At 55.2% G+C, this 21325-nt stretch carries 7 protein-coding genes; 5 read left to right on the top strand and 2 right to left on the bottom strand.

Annotated elements, in window-relative coordinates; translation table 11 throughout:
- Window positions 1–10: 10 nt before the first annotated feature.
- Window positions 11–14614: an Ig-like domain-containing protein gene (locus tag J5224_RS04825; protein WP_264624275.1), complete on the bottom strand. Its 14604-nt coding sequence runs from the start codon at window positions 14612–14614 to the stop codon at window positions 11–13.
- A 362-nt stretch (window positions 14615–14976) separates the two neighbouring features.
- Entirely contained in the window at window positions 14977–15303 is a 327-nt protein-coding gene (locus tag J5224_RS35765) for a hypothetical protein (protein WP_413544644.1), read from the bottom strand.
- Between the two features lie 56 nt (window positions 15304–15359).
- Between J5224_RS35765 and J5224_RS04830 the strand changes: the two genes are divergently transcribed.
- The 5 genes from J5224_RS04830 to J5224_RS04850 all read left to right on the top strand — a co-directional run bounded on the left by J5224_RS04830 (window position 15360) and on the right by J5224_RS04850 (window position 21263).
- Entirely contained in the window at window positions 15360–16481 is a 1122-nt protein-coding gene (locus J5224_RS04830; RefSeq protein ID WP_264624276.1) for a 5-methyltetrahydropteroyltriglutamate--homocysteine S-methyltransferase, read from the top strand.
- Between the two features lie 353 nt (window positions 16482–16834).
- Window positions 16835–17851, top strand: a complete 1017-nt coding sequence (locus J5224_RS04835; protein WP_264624358.1) for a type II asparaginase — start codon at window positions 16835–16837, stop codon at window positions 17849–17851.
- Between the two features lie 296 nt (window positions 17852–18147).
- Window positions 18148–18672, top strand: coding sequence for a shikimate kinase AroL (gene aroL / locus J5224_RS04840; RefSeq protein WP_264624277.1), 525 nt, complete (start codon window positions 18148–18150; stop codon window positions 18670–18672).
- Window positions 18673–18727: 55 nt separating this feature from the next.
- Window positions 18728–19012 (top strand): pyrimidine/purine nucleoside phosphorylase, encoded by a 285-nt coding sequence (ppnP, locus tag J5224_RS04845; RefSeq protein WP_222158316.1) that lies wholly within the window; start codon window positions 18728–18730, stop codon window positions 19010–19012.
- A gap of 460 nt (window positions 19013–19472) precedes the next feature.
- Window positions 19473–21263 (top strand): methyl-accepting chemotaxis protein, encoded by a 1791-nt coding sequence (locus J5224_RS04850; protein ID WP_264624278.1) that lies wholly within the window; start codon window positions 19473–19475, stop codon window positions 21261–21263.
- The last annotated feature ends 62 nt before the right edge of the window (window positions 21264–21325 follow it).

A 21325-nucleotide genomic window follows, 5' to 3' on the forward strand; every position in this document is an offset into this window, starting at 1 on the left:
CGTTTTATTATTAGACGATGTTGACGTGCAGCCCATGCTGCACCAGCACATCTCCCAGTGTGTTGCTACTTTCTAACGCTGAATTGTGATACACATCGAACATCGTGCCATCCAGCGCCCGTTGCCCGGTCAAGGCCCAGGTGCCGCTGGGATCGGGGATCAAATTGACCTCGTTGCCCGTCGCGCCAAGGATGAGCAAATCGTCTTCGGGTTTATCGGTGACAGACAGCGCACGCGCCAAATCGAGCGTGATGCTGTTGGTGCCGGAAGCGCCAAGATCGAAGATTTCGATGTTGTCGATGCTCAGCCCAAGTGCGGTGAGATCCAGCGCCAAATGTTCACCATTCAGCGCCAGCGTATCGGTACCTGCGCCGCCGTCGATATGAAGTGCGTCAAGGACAGAAACCTGAAGCAAATCATCGCCGTCGCTGCCCGTCAGCGTATTGCTGTCAGTGGGCGTGATAGCCACGCCGCCGATGCTGTAGCTGATCTCGCTCGGCGTGGTCAGCGTGGCGCTGGCTCCGGTACTTTGCACCTCGTTCAGACTGGCAAGCGTCAAGGTACTGTCGTCATGCGTCGTGCTGGTGTCGTGAAGGGCCGCAGCGGTGTGGCTGGTTTCCAGCGAGACGCCACTCTCCTCAAGGGCCAGGCTTTGGCTCTCAAGGCTTGCTAACGTCAGGGGCAGTAAAATGCCGGTGGTCAGCCCGGCGGAAACGCCGACGCTATTGCCCGCCACATCGGTGACACTCGCGGACACCAGCGTGCCGGTTAACACCGTGAGGATGTTGAGCACGGTCAACCCCAGTGATGTGAGCAGTGAGCTTTCCAACTTGGCGGTCCAACTGCCATCGGCCTGTACCGTGCCGGTCAGGTTAATACCGTTAAGCACGGAGTTGGCTTTGAACAGTGACACGGAGACCTGTGCACCCGTCTGCACATTGCGACTTTCACCGTGGATTGTCAGGCCGTTGGTGAGAATACTCAGCGCACTCAACAGCGTGGTCGGATCGATCCCCAATTGCGGCAGCGCATGGGTTTTGACAATCGCCGCGCCGCTGGCACTTGTGCTGTTGCCATAGCGATCGGTCACGGTGACGCCCACGTTCAGGTTGCCGTCAACGATGTTGATCAGGTTGGCGGTCGGCACCGTAACACTCCAACTGCCATTGGCGGTAACCGGGGTGGTCAGCACCAGTCCGCCGACGTTGACGCTTATGCTGCCGCCCACGGCGTTACTGACTGTGCCACTGATGGTTTGGTTGGCTTGCGCTTCCGTCAGGTTGAGATAACCATCACCGAACAGGGAACCCAGCGACAGCGTTGGCAGGTTATGGATACCGATGCCTACATTGGTACTGACGCTGACATTTTTGCCTGCCGGGTTGGTAAGCGCGACGCCTAGCGCCAGAGTGCCGTCGGTAAGCGCTGTGAGATCGGTGGTGGACAACCCCACCGACCAAGTGCCATCGCTTTGTACCACGGTTGTCAGGGTTCGGCTTCCCAGCATGACGCGCAGCGTTGAACCCACCGCATTGGTGGTGGTGCCGCTGATGATAGGGTTGGTTGCTGCTTCCACAGCGTTCAATAGGCCATCGCCACCAAACAGCGGATTGAGCGTGATGGTCGGCGCGGCATTGATGGCAACCGTCACCAGATTGTTTTGGCTGACGCCGTTACCTGCGGCGTTGGTCAGTTGGGCATTGACTGTCAGAGCGCCGTCTGCCAAGGCTTGCAGATCCGCAGTGGGCAGGTTCAATGACCAACCGCCCCCCACATTGATAGTGGTGGTGTAGGTTTTTCCTCCTAGGGTTAACGTCAGGGGGGTACCCGCTGCCGCTTGTGTCGAGGAGCCGCTTAAGACTTGTGTGCTGAGCAGGTCGTTCAGATCCAAAATGCCATTACCGAACAGCGGGTTGAAGGTAATGGTTGGCGGGGTGAGTGCCACCGTCAGGCCCGCGCTGGCGCTGTTGCTATTGCCTGCGCTATCGGTCACCGTCGCGCCGATGGTCAGGTTGCCGTTCACCAAGGATTGCAACTGCGTTGATGACACCGGGATACTCCACACGCCCCCGGCACCCACGGTGGTGTCCAGCGTGAGTCCACCAAGGGTGACCGTTATCTTTGATCCCACCGCCGCATTGGTTGTGGTACCGCTCAGCGTTTGGCCCAGCGCCGCTTCCGCCACGTTGAGATAGCCATCTCCGCCAAACAGAGAGTTAAGGCTGATGGTCGGTAAGTTTTTGGTGATGGACGTAATGGTTTGGCTGATTGAACCGGTATTACCGCTGGCGTTGGTCACCTCCACTTTCACTGAGACGCTGCCATCGACCAGTGCCGCGAGATCGGACGGTTGCAAGATCACACTGAAGGCACCGGCGGCACCGACTGTGGTTTGGAAGGTTTTACCGCCCAGCGTCACGGAAACCTGCGATCCGACAGCGGCGTTGGTGACCACCCCACTCAATGTTTGAGCGACCAACGCTTCTGCCGCATTGAGGAAGCCATCGCCACCAAAAAGGGGGTTAAGCGTCACCACGGGCAGCGAGAAGCCCAGCGTTAATCCGCCGCCGAGTGAAACGCTGTTGCCAACGCTGTCGCTGGCGCTGACGGTGACAGTCACATTGCCGTTGCCCAGATTTTGTAGCAGTGCTAATGCATCGGTGCCGACGCTGGCACTCCACTTACCGTCGGCCCCGACCGTTGCGGTCAACGTTCTTACGCCGGCCAAATCAATCGTCAGTTGTGTACCGGACACCAGATTCAGCGCGGTGCCGCTGATCGTCTGGTTGTTGAGCAGATCGCCGAGATTGAGCAGCCCGTCACCGAATATCGGATCGAGCGTCAGGCTGGGCAGGTTATTGATGATGGCCGGTACGTTGACGGTTTTGCTGACCACGTTGCCGCCGTAATCGGTAACGCTGACGCCGAGCGCCAGCGTACCGTCCTGCAGGGCTTTTAAATCCAGCGTGGGGATAGAGAGGCTCCATGCGCCGCCAGCACCCACGGTAGTGGTATAGGTTTTGGTGCCCAGTGTGACCTCGATATTAAAGGCACCTTTGGTGAGATCGATATTGCCTACCACGCCGCTGATGATCTGGTCGGCGGCAGCTTCAAGCGCGTTCAGGCCATTATTACCAAAGGCAAGAACGGAATCGATGATTGGCACAGAGCGTAATACATCGATGTCGATCAGTTGATTTTTGCTGTTGCCATTGATGTCCACAATGTCAACGCTCACCTGCAACAACCCGTCAGAGAGGCCGGAGAGCAGAGACGGAGGGAATGACACGCTCCAGGCTCCGCCCGCACCGACGGTAGCTTCCAGCGTGGTACCTGCGAGGGTGACACTCACTTTGGCGCCGAGAGAACTGCCGGTAGCGTGGCCGCTGATGACCTGGGTTATCAGCGATTCGGCATAGTTGAGGATGCCGTTGCCGCCGAAAATATCATCAACGCCTGCGCCCAGCGACTGATTGAGCGCCACGTTTAACGTCACGCTGGTGCTGCTGCTGTTACCGACGGCGTCAGTAATCGTCAGGCCAATCACCTGTGGGCCGTCGGTCAGGCTGGTGAGATCTATCTCGTTGAAAGGGATTTGCCAGTTGCCATTGCCATCAACCACGACGCTGCCCGTTAGCGGGCCCGCCGTCAGCGTTACCGTGGCCCCTATTTCGCCTTTGCCACTCAGCACTTGTCCCAGCAGTGCTTCAGACATCGTGAGGATATTGTTACCCGCAAAGGCATCAATAGTCAGCAGCGGAATTTCCGTATCGACAACGATTGTCAGCGGGGTGGCTGTGCCGGTATTGCCTGCTGCGTCTTTCAGGGTAGCAGTAATGAAATGTTGCCCCTGACTGAGTAGGTTAAGGTCGGCTGTAGGGACGCTAACGCTCCAGGTGCCATCACTTTGTACCTGTGCCTGATAGGTTTTCGTCTCGAGTGTGACGGTGACAAAACGCCCTGCCTCTGCAACAGATGCTGTACCAGTGATAGTTTGTGCGGTTGCCAATTCACTGTTATCCAGCTTGTTATCACCCGCGAAGGTGAGGACAGCGACAGAGGGAGGGGTGATGTCGACCAGAACCGTGGTGCTGGTGTCAATCGTGTCACTGTTTACCTGGGTTGAGGCCGTGATGTTCACTGTACCATTCGACGTAAACGCGCCGTAGGCGGGATCATTGACGGGAATCGTAATACTCCATTCACCGTCACCGTTTGTGGTGATAGCGCCAGCGGGTTGAATGCTATTAATGTCTAATAGGATGGTCTGCGGATTGACGCCGTGATGCACGACACCGGAAACGGTGATGGGCGCTTGTGATTCAGTCGCATTGATAATGTTGTCATCAGCAATGGTATTAATCACCAGCCTTGGATCGGGCGGCGGGGTGAGATCAACGTTAACGTCCAGCGAGGTGTTAGCCACATTGCCCGCTTTATCTTGCGCCGTAATCGCGAGAGTCGTTAGCGGAGCAGTAAACTGTTGCAACACCGACGACGGAATTGACACAGACCAGACGCCGCCTGCACCAACAAAAGCATCATATTGGTTTATTCCAAAGGTCACTGTCACTTTTTGCCCGACTTCCAACCCGGTTGACGTGCCGCTCAGGGTTTGTGCCGTCAGGCTTTCTTCAAAGTCCAGGCCATCAGCGCCGACAAATGAACTCACCGTGAGAGTGGGCCGCGTATTGACAACGATATTCACCTGGCTGTTCACGCTGGCGCTGTTGCCCGCCGCATCCGTTGCGGTGACCGTCAGCGTTTGCGTGCCATCGCTTAACCCGCTCAACTGCGCCGCGTTAAGCGACCATTGGCCATTAGTGAGCGTGGCCTGAATCGGTGAATTACTACCAATGGTAACCATGACGATCGTGGCATCACCCGCATTACCGCTCAGTGCCGCAATTTCTGTTGCATTCAGGTAACCGTCACCAAACGGGGTGTCCAGCGTAACCGCAGGTGCATGAAAGTCGTTTTCAAAGGTCACGGTATCGCTGGCGGTGTTGCCTGCGGCGTCGGTCGCCGTCACTATTAGTTTATGATCATCACTTTCGGCTAATGAACTCAACGCATTGGCTGGCAAGGTGACGCTCCAGGTGTTGCCCGTGACCACGGTCTGATAAATCACGCCGTTAAGGTCAATTTCGACACTGATGTTTTGCGCACTGCCGGTGCTATTGGTGGTGCCACTGAGGGTTATCGGGTCTTTGGCTTCTGCAATATTGAGTATGTTATCGCTGCCGAATAGCGGCTCGGTGATGTTAGGTTCGGGCAGGGTCAGTGACGCAGTGACCGTCGTGCTGGCATTGCTGCTGTTGCCCGCTTTGTCGGTGACGGTCACCAGCAACGTATGCCCACCTTCGGTAAATGCCGCCAGTTGTGTAGCGGTCAGCGGCAGTGACCAGCCGCCCAAACCGTCTACCTGTACGCCAGTGAATACCTGCTGGTTTGCGGTTCCTGCATCCAGCGTCACCGTCACGGTTTGTCCGCTGCCGCTGATCCCGGTTTTACCGCTCAGGGTTTGTGGGTTGTTTGACTCCTCCAGATTGAGGTAGCCATCGCCGAAAGGCAGCACTACCGTGACGCTTGGCAACGTATGGAAGAGTGCCTCTGCGCTACCCGTGGCGGTGCTGCTGTTACCAACGCTATCGGTTACCGTGACAATCACGTTAACCGTGCCATCCGACAATGTTGATAGAACAGTGCTGCTGAGCGGCAATGTCCAACTGCCGTTGGCATTTACGGTGGCGTTATAGACCGTGCCGTTAATGCTGACGCTGACGGTTTGTCCACTGTCGCTGGCAAGCCCGGTTTGCCCGTTGAGGGTGACGCCGTTCTGGACTTCGCTGGCGCTGAGGAAGCCATCACCGAATAATGGCTCGGTAATGCCTGCGGATGGCACGCCCTCCACGATACTGTTAAATCCAGCGTTGATCGGCGTGCTGGGGTTACCGGCTTTGTCTTGTGCGGTGACGATCAGCGTGTGAGCGCCATCGTTCAGGCCTTGCAGGTCGGCGGCAGGCAGCGTAACGCTCCATAACCCCGTCTCCGTCACCGTCGCGACATAAGGTTTACCATCGATAGTGACCGTGACCTGTTGTCCTACGCCGTTAACGCCGGTGCTGCCGCTCAGCACCTGATCCACGCCCGCCTCTGCGGCATTGAGCTTGCCGTCAATAAACGGGGTATTCAATGTCACGTTGAACGTGGTGTGCGTGACGATATCCAGTGTACCGCTGGCGCTGGCCGGGTTTCCGGCGCTGTCTGCGGCACTGATGCTGACCTGTACGTTGCCATCATTTAACCCAGACAGGGCATTAGGCGGAATAGTGGCGCTCCATAGCCCCCCTGCCAAGGTGGTGCTGGTGGTGGTGTAGCTGCCAATGGTGAGGGTGAGTTGCGTGCCCGCAGGCAGATTAGTGTAGCTGCCGCTGAGGGTTCCGCCGGCTTGCAGTTCGGCCAGATTGAGCTGGTTATCCGTAAACAGAGGGTTCACGGTGAGCGTGGGCAGTGCCTGCGTTTTCAACGTAATATCCAGCGTATCACTGCTGCTGTTACCCGCGCTGTCGGTGGTTTTGGCGGTCAGCGTGGCGGTGCCATCCCCCAACGCCAGCAGATCGCTGGCAGAAAGCGTAGTCTGCCACACCCCGTTGCTGTTCGTAACGGCGGTGTAAACACTGTTGCCCACGGTAAGGGTAACGTACAACCCCGCTTCCCCTTTACCGCTGATAGGCACCCCCGCCAGTGCGGTTGCCAGACCAATATCGCCGGGCATAACCAGCGCATCAATTTCCAGCAGCGGTGGTGTGGTGTCAACAGTGATGCTGTGGCTCGTGCTGGCCGGGTTTTGTGCAATATCACTCACGTTGGCGGTAATGGATTGCTGGCCTTGTGGCAGAGCCTGCACATCGTTGGCGGGTACTGTAGTGCTCCAGGTGTCGTCGCTGCCGACCGTGGCAATATAGGTTTTGCCGTTTAGCAATACGCTAACGCTACGCCCCGGTGTGACATGGGCGGTTGATCCGCTGATGGTCATTGGACTGCCAGCATCCTGCGCGTTAACCACATCGTCACCGGAAACGGTGGAGATAGCGATAGTGGGCAGATCCGCCGGTTGTGCGATCACATTCAGCGTATGGCTATTGGTGGCAGGGTTACCGCCCTTGTCGCTGACGTTGGCGCTGACCGTGAGCTTGCCATCCGGCAGTTCGCTAACGTCCAACGCGGGGACTTGAACGCTCCAACTGCCGTTCGCCTGTACCGTGGCGCTGTAGGGTTTGCCATTCAGCGTCAGCGTAACGATTTGGCCTTGTTCAACGTGCGTAGTGGTACCGCTCAAGGTCAGTGCTTGTGTGGCTTCTTGAGCATTGAGGTAATCATCGTCTGACAAGGTACCGATAGTCACGGTAGGCGCTTGTGTGAAATCGGTATCCAGCGTGACATCACGCGTGGCGCTGCCGGTATTGCCTGCCGCATCAACCAGGGTCGCGACGACAGTGGTAAGGCCGTTGGCACTGCCTGCCAGATCGCCTGCGGGAACGGTAATTTGCCAGGAACCGTCGCTCAGTGCCGTGCCCTGATAGATTTGTCCGTTAAAGGTGATACGTACCACCACGGTTTGGCCACTGTCATTAACCGGAGACGTCCCGCTGATCACCAGCGGTTGCAGACTGTCGGCAATGTTGATGATGTCATCACCGCTGATTGCGCTGATGGTCAGCACCGGGGGCGTCAAATCAATGTTGACGCTGCCGTTAGCCGTTGAAGTATTGCCAGCCGCATCAGTGACAGTGACGGAAATTGCGGTTACGCCGTCGCTGAGTTGGGTCAGAACGTTGGACGGCAACGGTAATTGCCAATGACCGTTGCTGTTCACTGTGCCGGTAAAGGTTTGGGCTCCGATAGTCACGCTAACGGTCTGGCCAGCACCGCTGATGCCCGTGGTGCCCGTCAGCGTTTGCCCTGCTTGTGCTTCGTTCTGGTTGAGGTAGCCGTTGCCAAAAGGTGCATCCAGAGTGGCCTGCGGCAGTTGATTGATACTGACCTGCAAGGTTTGGCTGTTGGTAACCGTTTTGCCAACCTGATCGGTGGCAATGGCGCTGACGGTAAGCGTGCCATCGCCCAGAATGGTCAGGTCGCTACCGGGGATCGTTGCCGTTTGCCAACTGCCGTTTGCCTGCACAATGGCGGAATAGGCTTTGCCGTTGAGCAACACGGTGATGCTAGCTCCGGCGGCAATATTGCTGCTGCTGCCACTGATAGTAATGCCGTCTGTGGCTTCCTGCGCATTGAGCCGGTTATCCCCGGTGATAGCGGCGATGGCAAGCCCGCTGGTGTTGGTGTTGATGGTAATCGGCTGGCTGGCGCTGGCGGTGTTGTCCGAGGTGTCGGAAACGCTGGCGCTCAGGGTCTGCGTTCCGTTAACCAACTGGCTCATATCCTGCAACGGAATCGTAGTGCTCCAGGTGCCGTTGGACTGCACGATGGCACTGTAGGGTTTACCGTTAAACGTCAGCGTCACCGTTTGGCCCGCTTCCACATTGAGCGTGGTGCCACTGATTGTCTGGCTACTTTGAATTTCTGCGCCATCAATGATGTTATCAAACGCCACATTGCCCAGCGTGATGCGTGGAGCGTGTTGTGCGCTGGCATCCACGGTGATGGCGCGCGTTACGGTGCTGCTGTTACCTGCGGCATCGCTCAACGTGGCGCTGAGCGTGTAGGTTCCATCGCTTAATGCGCCCAGATCGGCGGCACTCAGCGCGATAGACCATTGGCCGTCGCTGCCGACGGTGCCACTGTAGGATTTACCGTTAAACGTCACGGTGACGGTGCGGCCCGCTTCCGCGGTGGGTGCACTGCCAGTGAGGGTTTGTGCCGTCAGTACCTCGCTTTGGTTGAGGATATTATCTGTGGCGAGATTACCCAGCGTTAACGTCGGCGGGGTGCGATCGACAGTCACGGTCTGCGTCAGGGTACTTTGGTTGCCTGCAGCATCTTTGACGACAATGGATACGGGGGTACTACCGTCGGGCAGCGCCTGCAACGCTGACGGGGGAAGCGTTACGCTCCAGCTTCCCGTGGGCGTTACGGTTGCGGTATGTTCTGTTCCGCCAAGCGTTACGGTCACCGTTTGCCCTGGCGTGGTGATCCCAGTACTACCGCTCAGGGTTTGCGTACTGCCTGCCTCTGCCGCATTCAGCACGCTGTCACCAAATACCGGAGCAAGCGTGGCGTTAGGCAGCGTGTGGATAAACACGCCAATCGCGTGGCTGCCGCTGAGCGTATTGCCCGCACTGTCCACGGTGCTGAAGGTCATGGTGGTCGCGCCATCAACCAACTGTTGCAGGTCGGCGGCAGGTAGCAGGACGCTCCATGTCCCGTCTGCTGTAGTGGTGCCCGTGTAGGTTTTGCCATGCAGGCTGAGGGTGACCGTCGTACCTGCGGCCACATTCTGGCTGGAGCCGGTAACGGTGATATTTTGAGCCACTTCGCTCTGGTTGAGCTTGTCATCGCCGGTAACCGGATCGATGGCGATGCCGCTCAACGCGGTATTCACCTCGAAGGTGTGCGTTGCCTCGACAGGGTTGCCGCTCTTGTCTTGTGCGCTAACCTCCAGCGCGTGCTGCCCTTGTGCCAACTGTGCCAGATCTGTCGCTGGCACGTTGACCTGCCAGTGCCCCTGGTTGTCTACGGTAGTGAGGTAGGTTTTGCCATTCAGGATGACGGTGACCGTTTGCCCTGCTTCCAGATTGAGGCTGGAACCACTCAGGATTTGCGCTGCCTTGATTTCAGCGCCATCGATGATGTTATTTCCGGTAACCGCATTAACGGTAAGCACGGGCAGGTTGGCAATATTAGCGTCCAACGTAACCTGTCCGCTGGCGGTGGTGCTGTTGCCCGCCGTATCGGAGACGGTGGCGCTGTAGGTGTAGGTACCATCGGCCATCGCTTGCAGATCGGCGCTTTGTACCGTCACATTCCAGCTTCCATCGGCCTGAACGGTAGCAGAATATTGCTTGCCGTTGAATGTCACCAGTACGATACGCCCGGCCTCTGTCAATGAGGCGTTACCGGAGATCGCCTGGTCGCTCTGGCTTTCGGCATGATTGATGATCCCGTCGAGGGTGATCGGTTTTAGCGTCAGGGTGGGGGGCACCCGATCCACAGTAACGGTGCTGGAGACTTCACTGCTGTTGCCTGCAACATCGGTTGCCGTCACGCGCAGCGGCTGTGGCCCGGCAGAGAGCACTTGAAGGTCGGCGGCGGGAAGGTCTGCGCGCCAGTTACCTTGTGCATCGACGGTTGCCTGATAGGTTTTGCCGTTCAGGGTTATCACCACGTTCTGCCCGCTACCGCTCACGCCGGTTTTGCCGATCACTGTCTGGCCGGTTGCGGCTTCGGCGGCGTTGAGGATGTTATCGCCAAAGGGCGTTTCCAGAGAAGGCTGGGGCAGGTTGTTGATGTGCACATCCAGATTACGCTGAGCCGTGACCGGATCGTCATTCGGATTGGCGACGCTGGCGTTGATCACTGCGGTGCCATCCTGAAGTTGCAACAGATCGGCACTGGGAATAGAAAGGCTCCAACTGCCATCCGCTGATGTGGTGGTCGTGTAGGTTTTTCCATTCAACGTTACGGTAACTGTTTGACCAGTGGTCACGTTCACAGTTGTGCCACTGACGGTGAGCGGTTGCGCTGCCTCTACCCGATTCAGCAGGTTATCCATGGCGATAATACTGATGGAGATGCTGTCGTTGCTGATGTCGACATCGCTCCAGGAAGAACCCGAGCCTTCGTTGCCTGCCATATCGCTTACCGTCGTGCTGATCGCAATCTGCCCTTCCGGCAGGTCTGCCATATGCTCTGCGGGTACGCTGACCCACCATTTTCCTTCACCGTTGACGGTGGCGTAATAGACCTTGGTGTGTAACTGGATAGTGACCGTTTGCCCCTCTTCCACGTTGGTGGTGGAGCCGCTCAAAATCTGGCTGACCTTGGTGTCTGCCGCGCTGATGGTGTTGTCTTCCGACACAAATGCATTCACGGTGACGGTCGGTTGCATAGCGCTGTTGGCATCAAGCGTGATGGTTTTTGTCACTTGGGTGACGTTACCGGTGGCATCGCTCAGGCTGGCGACCAGAGAGTAAACTCCGTTGGGCAGTGAGGCCAGCGCATGAGAAGGCAAGTCAACGCTCCAGTTACCGTCGTTGCCCACTTTGCCCGTGTAGAATTGCCCTCCTAACGCAACGGTGACGGTTCTTCCTGCTTCGCTGACGGAAGCGGTGCCGTTAAGCGTTTGTGTGCTTTGCGCTTCCTGGATATTGATGATGTCGTCGGTGGCAAGGGTGCCTAAGGTCAGGGTCGGTGGTGTGATATCCACCAGGCTGCTAACGCTGCCCGTTCCGTGATTGCCCGCGATGTCCGTTGCGGTGACCTTAAGGGTCGTATTGCCTTCCGGTAGCTGTTGCAGATCGGCGGCGGGAAGCATGGCATGCCAGTTGCCGTTGGTATCTACCGTAGCGTTGTAGGTTTTTCCCCCCAGCGTTACCACCACAGTTTGTCCGTTACCGCTGATACCGGTTTTACCGCTCACGGTTTGATCGCTGTGTGTTTCGTTGAGATTCAGCGAACCGTTGCCAAACGGTGTGTCGATGGTCGGGGCGGGCACTGCATGAATATGCACGCCCACATTGTGCTGATCGCTGGCAGTTTGGCCCTGAGAATCGCTGACCGTGGCGGTTACCGTGGCATTGCCGTCACTGAGTGCCTGAAGATCTGCGCTGGGAATCTGAAGTGTCCAGGCACCATCGGCCTGGACCTGCGTGGTGTAGCTCTTGCCGTTCAGTGTGATAGTCACGGTTTGCCCGGCTGGCACGTTGGCTGTGTTGCCGTTGATGGCCAGTGGCTGTGTGGCTTCAGCCTTGTTGATCAGGTCGTCGCTGGCAATGATGTTAATGGCGATGGCATTACCCGCCGCATCCACCTCAATCGCCTTGCTGGCGCTGGTGCTGTAACCGGATTGATTGCTGACGTTCGCCGTAATGTTTAACGGGCCGTTTGGCAATAGCGCCATATCGGCGCTCGGCACCGTCACGTGCCAGGTGCCGCCACTTTCCACCACTGCGAAATAGGTTTTGCCGTGCAACGTCAGTGTGACGGTGCGGCCCGCTTCAACGTGGGTCGTGGTGCCGCTGAGCGAGTGGCTGACCTTGCTTTCTGCGCCATTGACAATGTCATCACCGGCGAAGGGATTAATGGTTATCGTCGGCAGGGAAGCTACGCCGTTATCGACGGTAAAGGTATGGGTTAGAGTACTGGTGTTCCCGGCCTCGTCGCTCAGGGTAGCCGTCAGGGTGTGGGTGCCATTGGTCAGAAGGATCAAGTCACCGGTGGGCAGGGTAATTTGCCAGTTACCGCTGGGATCGACAATGGCAGGGTAGTTTTTGCCGTTCAGTGTGACGGTGACGGTAAGCCCGGCTTCGCTTACGGAAGCCGTACCGTTGATGACTTGATTTACGCTCAACTCGCTGTTGTTAAGGATGTCATCCTGCCCCACCGGGGATAGGGTCAACGTGGGCGGCGTGGTGTCCACTGGCACGGGTTTGGTCAGAATATTTTTATTGCCTGCGGCGTCGCTCACCTCTACCGTCACGGTGCTGTCGCTGCCGGAAGGTAAATTTTGCAAGCCGCTGCCGGGGATCTGCACCTGCCAGTTGCCGCTGTTATCAACGGTGCCGGTATAGACCTGGCCGCCGATGCTGACGGTAACGCTCTGGCCCGGCCCGGTCACGCCAGTGCTGCCTTTCAGCGTTTGCTCTTGACCGGCTTCTATACCGTTAAGCACGCCGTCGTTAAATGGGGGTTCCAGCGTTGCGACGGGCAGCGTGTTGACCACCACGGTGATGGGATGGGTTGTGGTAACCGTGTTGCCGCTCAGGCCTGCCACGCTGGCGCTGACGTCATAGCTGTTATCGCTGCTAAACACCAAATCGCTACTGGGGACGTTGAAACTCCAACTGCCGTTGCTGGTGGTGAGCGTGGTGTAAACATGCCCATTGAAGGTAATGGTGACGGTTTGGCCTTCCGCCACATTCGCCGTAGTACCGGAGAGTAACAATGGCTGCGCTGCTTCAACGGCGTTCAACCGATCGTCACCGGACACGGTGTTAATGTTAATGGCTTCCACGGCTCTGTTCACGGTGATGCTCTGAGCGGGTAGCGTAGTGGTATTGCCTGCTTTGTCAGTGATAGAGGCTACCAGGGGATAGGTGCCATCAGTGAGCGCTTGTAAATCCGTGGCGGACAGCGGAATGCTCCAGGAGCCGTCGCTATTGACGGTACCGCTGTAGGTTTTGCCATTCAAGGTGATGGTGACACTCTGTCCGGCCTCGTTGGGCGAGGTGATGCCTGACAGGGTTTGCGTGCTCTTTAATTCATCGGCGGTCAGGAAATCATCGCCGGTAAATTTTTGTACCCTGAGGGTCGGCGGCGTGGTATCAACAATCAGTTCGCGGGTAATGCTGGTGCTGTTACCCGCTTTGTCCACCGTCACGATGGTCATTGTGTTTGCGCCTTCGCTCAGCGCTTGCAAATCCGCGCTGGAAAGTGGCAACTGCCATTTCTCTTCGTTATCGACGGTGGTGGTATAGGTTTTGCCGTTCAGCGTAACAGTAACCGTTAGCCCCGCTTCGCCACGTCCGCTCAGCGTTTGGCCTTGTGCTTGGTCCGCCGCGTTCAGGTAGTTGTCTCCTGTGAGCATATTTTCCGTCAGGAACGGCGGTAAGGTATCGATTTCCAGCGCTACGGTTTGTTGATGCGTGCTGCCCTGTGCATCCGTTACGCTGACCTGAATCGGATAGGTGCCATCTTCCAGCCCGGCAAATACATTGGCGGGTAAGGTGATTGTCCAGGTGCCATCCTGTGCGACCAGCGTGGTATAGGTCAGACCGTTAAAAACAATCGTTACCACCGATCCAGGGGCAACATCTCGGGTGCTGCCGTTCAGCACCTGCGATTGGCTGAACTCCTCGCGGTTGAGGATGTTGTCACCGCTCAGCGGATTAACGGTGAGAGAGGGCGGAGGCGTAGACGGCCTGTTGTCATCGTTGCTGCTGGAGGAAGCGGCGGCAATAACGCCGCCACCCAGCGCCAATGCGCCGAGCATGCCACCGATGGCCCCGGCTGAGAGCCCACTGGTGCTCGTGCTGTGTAACAACAATGAGGATATGTCGGTGAGAACATCATATTGTGGAATAAGGGTGACGGTTTCTCCTGCGCTGAGCGCTGCCGTATCGCCGGGGACGCTGGAAAAGTGGATATGTGTCAGGCGCGTGCCATCATCAAACACCAATTCGCTGTGGTAGCCTTCGGCATCAATCAAGAAAAAGCGCTGATAGCGCACAACAGTGCCATCCTGCATGTGCAAGATGAGATCGTCGCCCTGGCGTTCGTAGCGAACAACGCGGTCTGGTGAACCGGGGATTCTAACTGTGCTGCTGCGCTGCAATACGATATTCGTTACGTCGGGTGAAACGTGCTGAACGACATTTCCACTGCTGCGGCGATCCGTGATACCGATATACCCTTGGACAACGTTGCTCTCTACCATAATTCACCTTTTTCTCGCTCGTCACTGAGGTCTGAACGGGTATATGGCCCGTTCAATGCAGGGCTCCAGGAAAAGGGGAGCGCTTAAGCATTACCTGGTGGAGAGAGGGTGAAAAAAATTACGCCAACAGCGTGCGCGCGGCAGACGATGACGTGCAAAAAAGTGTGCTTATCACTTATTTTTTGAGCGTTTTTTGTTGTGCGTTGCTGTTGTTTTTTTATTTCTGAGTAATAGGTATAGGAGTGCTTTTTGTAAAAATCCACACACTTAGACATGTTTCGACATAAGGATGTAAGTTATTTCTTAAGATAACGCTGAGCGGTGTTGTTGGTGTGTTGCTATCTTTTATGTGTTTTTTTTAGTTAAATTATGCTGTTAGCTCTTACTTGACAATGTCTGTTCTTTGTCTGATTGATGTTGCGATAATGTGTTTGTAATGAGCAATAATATTTATTTATTGTTAATTTTTTATTTGAATTTTGTCTTCTCCGGCAAAGCAGCCTAACGTTGTGATTATCTGCATTTGCTTTCTTGCTTCGTCTTGGATTCTGATATGCCTCACCCGGTTGCTGGAATTTGATGCAATATGCATTTTTTTTGCATGAAAAGTGAAGTTTGCATTTGCTGCCCTGTGGGGGAGCATGGTAGGAATGATGCCGTTTGTGTGCAGCGATCTTTGCGTACGTCAAGGTTGCCGCAACAGACGATTGGAAGAAGCGTTATTCGAATAACAGGATCCGTTATCATGCGTCGTACAATACAAAAATACCCGCCGTTTCATGCCGATCACGTCGGGAGCCTGCTTCGTCCTGCCTGCCTGAAACGCGCGCGCTCGGCGTTCGTGGCGGGCAAACTGACGCGTTCACAACTGACACAACTGGAAGACGATGAGATCAGACGCGTTGTGGAGCAACAAAAGGCCTGTGGTATTCATGTGATTACCGATGGCGTGCTGCGTCGAACCGGAGGGCATTACGATTTTTTTGCCCATCTGGACGGTATCGCCGGTCCGGTGGAGGCGCAGGATTATTGTAAGACGCAGCAAGAGATGGCAGCGTGCCACCTTCACATTGTGGGGCCGGTTGCTTTTAACCCCGAGCACCCCTTTTTGGCGCATTATCGTTTTTTGCATCAGGCGGTGGGTGACGATCCTCAGGCTGTCGCCAAACAGACGCTGCCAAGCCCCTGCATGCTGATGTACCGTTCTTTACGCCGAAATAGTGTTTATCAGGCGTTAGATGCCTACTGCGACGATTTGGCACAGGTGTACGTTCAGGCGTTGCACGCTTTTTATGCCCAGGGCTGCCGCTACCTGCAATTGGATGATACCTTCTGGAGCCTGTTTGGCGATGTTGCTGCGATCCGTGCCGAACTGGATGATGGTACCGACCCCTATCAGCTCATTGAGCACTGCGTTTCTTTGCTTAACCGCATCATGCAGGATAAGCCAAAGGATATGTATATCAGTCTGCACGTGTGCAGTGGCGAGCTGGACACCAAAATCCTGCACCGCAATCCTTTTGCCGATGTTATTGCCAAAGCGCTGGGCCGCTTGAACGTGAATAGCCTTTTTCTGGAGTATGCGGATGCGCACTTCAGCGGATTGGAAACGTTGCGCGCTATCGGCGCACAAACCGTGGTGCTCGGCGTTATCACGTCTGAAACCGGAGAGCTAGAGGATGCGCGCAGCATCAAGCGTCGAATTAATGACGCTTCACTCTACTTACCGCTAAACCAATTGGCATTAAGCCCGATGTGTGGATTTGCTTCAGCCGAGAGTGCCGAATGGCTGACTGAGGAGCAGCAATGGAACAAACTTCGCCATATTGTTGATCTGGCTCATGAAATCTGGGTGATGTCAGAGTAGCACATTTCGTACCCTCCGCTATCGGCTGAGGTTGTACGGCAGATTCCCCTCTTTTTTCCTCAGGCGCATCCCTTGGCGTGCGCCTTGTTTATTTACTTTCTTTTGCATTTTTTTCATTGGGTTATTGCCAATTTGCGATCCCGCAAACGATACCGCTTCTCACGCTCGGGCAAGATGAGCTGCTTCGGAATCATTGAGAGGTAAATAGCAAAACAGGAAACGTTTATACGCGATAAATCCGTTTAATTTGTAGGGAAATGCTGCTGTGGCAGGCAGTAGTGGCATTTTATTGTTCATGCACTGAAGAGTGGATAACTGTGATGAAAAGGATAGTGAGATCGCTGTTAGTAGTGATGGTGGTGTGTTTTTCCGCGTTAGCAGGTGCGGCGGAAAAATTACCCCATATCGTAATTCTGGCAACCGGTGGCACCATTGCCGGTTCCGCTGCGGCAAACACACAAACGACCGGGTACAAGGCCGGTGCATTAGGGATTGATACCCTGATTAACGCGGTTCCTGAGTTAAAAACCTTGGCAACCATCAGCGGCGAGCAGGTGGCGAACATCGGCAGCGAGAACATGACCAGCGATGTGCTGCTGACGCTGAGCCATCGCGTGAATGCGTTATTGGCCCGCGACGATGTCGATGGTGTGGTCATCACGCACGGTACCGATACGCTGGATGAATCACCGTATTTTCTGCAACTGACGGTGAAAAGTGACAAGCCGGTGGTGTTCGTGGCAGCGATGCGCCCTGCTACCGCCATCAGTGCAGATGGTCCAATGAACCTGTATGGTGGCGTGAAAGTGGCGGCGGATAAAAATGCGCGCGGTCGCGGGGTGATGGTGGTGTTGAACGATCGCATCGGCTCTGCGCGTTTTATCAGTAAGACTAATGCGTCGACGCTGGATACCTTCAAGGCACCCGAAGAGGGGTATTTAGGCACGATCGTCGGCGATCGCGTCTACTTCAACAACCGTCTCGACAAAATCCATACAACGCGCTCTGTGTTTGACATCACAGGCGTTAAAACGCTGCCTCGCGTTGATATTATCTATGGCTATCAAGACGACCCCGAGTATATGTACGATGCCGCCATCGCACACGACGTGAAAGGTATCGTCTACGCAGGCATGGGCGCAGGCAGCGTTTCCAAACGCAGCGACGCGGGCATTCGTAAAGCGCTCAATCAAGGGATCGTGGTAGTACGCTCTACGCGTACCGGCAGTGGTGTTGTCCCGCCCGATGCCAGCCAACCCGGCTTGGTTTCCGATTCGCTCAACCCGGCTAAATCGCGCATTCTGCTGATGTTGGCTTTGAGCAAAACGCACAACGCCGATGTGATTCAGGACTATTTCCATTCCTACTGATGCCTGAGTCGCACGTGGAAAACATACCGCGCTATCGTTCCTGATGGGCGCACCGTGGGCTGCCCCCTTGGGGTGGGCAGCCTTTCCTGCTTTTACCGTTGCTCTCTATTTCATTAAATCGTGCATTTACCCCGAAATAACACACAACGTGGCGGTGATGCTGGGTAAATCAGGATAGATATGCGGATTAACCTTTAGAGGCTTTCTTGTTGTCATGCTTTATCGGTATGATGCCAACTGATATCGATTAATGCGTCTCGGGAACTGCCGGGAAAGTGAGAAGGGTAGGTCATTACATGTCACAGCCCATTTTTATGGTTGGGGCCAGAGGGTGCGGTAAAACCACGGTTGGCAATGCGCTGGCGCGTGCGTTAGGTTATCAATTTGCCGATACCGATCTGTTTATGCAGCAAACCAGCAAAATGAGTGTGGCAGAGGTGGTTGCCAATGAGGGGTGGCACGGTTTTCGCCAGCGAGAAAGCGTCGCCCTGCAACAAGTGACCCAGTCGCGCTGTGTCATTGCCACTGGCGGCGGTATGGTGCTTTCACCGCAAAACCGTCAGTTTATGCGCTCACAGGGCATCGTCATCTATCTGTTTGCCTCTGCGACGCTGTTGGGCGATCGTCTGGAAGCCTGTCCTGAAGCACACCAACGCCCCACCTTGACAGGACGTCCGATTGCTGACGAGATGGCCGATGTGTTGGCTGCGCGCGAGGCGTTGTACCGCGATGTGGCGCACCATGTGGTTGCTGCCTCTGCAACGCCGGATGTGATCGTGACAGATATCCTGCAAATGTTACGTGTTTCTGCCGCCTCATAAGCGGTTTTCGTCTGTTATTTCTTTCTTCTCGTTTCTGATCACAGGTGCTGTACTTATGTTGAATGTTAATGAGTATTTTTCTGGAAAAGTGAAATCTATCGGTTTTGACAGTGACTCCATCGGCCGTGCCAGCGTGGGCGTGATGGAAGCGGGAGAGTACACCTTTGGTACAGGACAACCGGAGGAAATGACCGTAGTGAGCGGCGCGTTGACGGTAAAACTGCCGGGTAGCGATGAATGGCAAGTTTTCGGACCCGGCGCCGTATTTTCTGTGCCGGGCAACAGTGAGTTCTACCTGCAAGTGGCTGAACCGACCTCTTATCTGTGCAAATACCTCTGATTTATTGCCCCTGGATGCAGGGGCAACCTCGCATTGCCAATGACACCAAAGCACCTTTATCTTGAAAAAGAGTCCACAGTCAGGTTTTTATTCGGTCGCCGTTTCGTTGGCCTTTGTCGTCGAAGAAACGCTTGTGGTGATGTATTTACATTATCATCCTGTGCGCCAGGCCCCGCATTGGCTGGGTAAATAGCGAATAACTCGCTTAATATTCATATCTTTTTCTTATATATGTTAATAAGCACACTATCTCGGTGATATCATTTTATTTGATGAAATAAACTGATTTTTTATGCCAATCGGGTAATGCGCCGTGAAGTGCATGCCTGAATGAGTGAAAAATATCATACTAAGTTCTATTTTCCTGTTATACATCTTCTTTAGCGCCACGATACGCGCTCAAGTTTGATTTTATTCTGTCGTTATAGAATATATAGCTATCTTCTACTAAGAGTGATTTATGCTGAAAACAACGCGAGCGCGCATATTGGCGGTGTGTGCGTCTATTGTGGTTTTTTCCCTCGCCGTAAATACCTACCTGAATTACACCATTGCTAATAATGCGAATGAATCTTCCATCGAAGATACGCTGGATTCGGTGACCAGTAGCCACAGTCTTGCCATCAGTGACTGGGTGGCGTCAAAAATTCAGATGATCTCCTCCATGAACGACTGGGTATTGACCCATGAGGACCCAATTCCGCTGTTCAAACAGATGGTGTCGGCGGGGAAATTTCTGAACGTTTATATGGGATACGCTGATGGCACGGCAAAATTTGCCGATCCGGGCGGTATTCCGGCGGATTACAACCCGACAGTGCGCCCTTGGTATAAGCAGGCCGTGCAGATGGGCAAACCGGTTGCCACCACGCCTTATATTGATATGGTCACCAATAAGCTGGTGGTGTCCTTTGTTTCTCCGGTCGTTTCAGGCTCCAGCGTTAAAGGCGTATTGGGCAGCGACGTGACAATGGAAAATGTGATTGCCAACGTGCGATCCATTAGCCCGACGCCGGCCAGTTTTGGCGTACTGATAGACAAAACCGGTGTGATCATTGCGCACCCGGATGCAAACCTGACGCTGAAAAATATCTCCGATATTGCACCGGGCATTGTGCTCAGCGAATTACTGACTGCTCAGCACCCGATGACCGTGGAAATGGGCGGTGCGGCGCGTATGGTGCGAGCGGCCCCGATTGTGGGCACCGACTGGTACATTCTGGTGGCGCTCGACCGGGCAGAAGCCACGGCGGGCATGCGTTCACTGCTGACTACATCAGTGATAACGCTGGTGATCATTTCACTGCTTGGTTCGCTGATTGTTGGCGTCATCATCACCAAAACCCTTAAACGCCTGTTGCAAGTGCGTGATGCGATGGATGACATCAGCAACGGTAATAATGATTTGAGTCGGCGTTTGCCCGATGACGGCCATGATGAAGTGGCGCAGATTGCCCGTTCATTCAACGTCTTTATCGACAAACTCAGCATGGTAATGATTCAGATTCGTGATATCAGCGCCTCGGTGAAAGTGGCTGTGGATGAAATTTCGTTAGGCAACAACGATCTTTCTGCGCGCACGGAGTCAGCGGCGGCGAGTATTCAACAAACAGCCGCTTCGCTGGAACAAATCTCGGCAGCGGTCACCGAGTCAGCCAGTTCGGCACAGCATGTGAACAGTCAGGCGCGCATCCTGTCTGAAGATGCCAGCATTGGCGGTAAAGTGGTGTCGGACGTGATTGTGACCATGGAAGATATCGTCGCCGCGTCCGGCAAGATCGGCGATATTATCGGTGTGATTGACGGCATTGCCTTCCAGACGAATATTCTGGCGCTGAATGCGGCGGTGGAAGCGGCAAGAGCGGGTGAACAGGGGCGTGGTTTTGCCGTGGTAGCTTCTGAAGTGCGCGCGCTGGCACAGCGCAGTGCACAGGCAGCCAAAGAGATCAAAACCCTGATTGAGGCGACTGTGGTCGGTGTAACCTCCGGCTCTACGCAAGTGCGTCAGGCCAGTAACACCATGCAGGAGATTGTCGGTGGCGTTTCTACCGTGACCACCGTGATGTCCGAAATTACCCACGCGGCGAATGAGCAGATGCGTGGCATTCAGGAGATCAACAAAGCGATGGCGCAGTTGGACTCTATGGTGCAGCAAAACGCGGCGCTGGTGCAGGAATCTACGGCAGCCACCGAGGCGTTGTTGGCGCAAACGGAAGAGCTGCACTCCACGGTCGAGCATTTCAAGGTGTAACCGCTTTTGATGTAAATACATGAGCGCCGTAAGGCGCTCTTTGCTGCTGACTGAAACGAGCG

The sequence above is a fragment of the Candidatus Symbiopectobacterium sp. NZEC135 genome (assembly GCF_025962695.1).

Excerpts from the sequence above, each read along its gene's own strand:
- J5224_RS04825 (WP_264624275.1), bottom strand. The coding sequence starts at position 14,614 with ATGGTAGAGAGCAACGTTGTCCAAGGGTATATCGGTATCACGGATCGC.
- J5224_RS04830 (WP_264624276.1), top strand. The coding sequence starts at position 15,360 with ATGCGTCGTACAATACAAAAATACCCGCCGTTTCATGCCGATCACGTC.
- J5224_RS04835 (WP_264624358.1), top strand. The coding sequence starts at position 16,835 with ATGGTGGTGTGTTTTTCCGCGTTAGCAGGTGCGGCGGAAAAATTACCC.
- aroL (WP_264624277.1), top strand. The coding sequence starts at position 18,148 with ATGTCACAGCCCATTTTTATGGTTGGGGCCAGAGGGTGCGGTAAAACC.
- ppnP (WP_222158316.1), top strand. The coding sequence starts at position 18,728 with ATGTTGAATGTTAATGAGTATTTTTCTGGAAAAGTGAAATCTATCGGT.
- J5224_RS04850 (WP_264624278.1), top strand. The coding sequence starts at position 19,473 with ATGCTGAAAACAACGCGAGCGCGCATATTGGCGGTGTGTGCGTCTATT.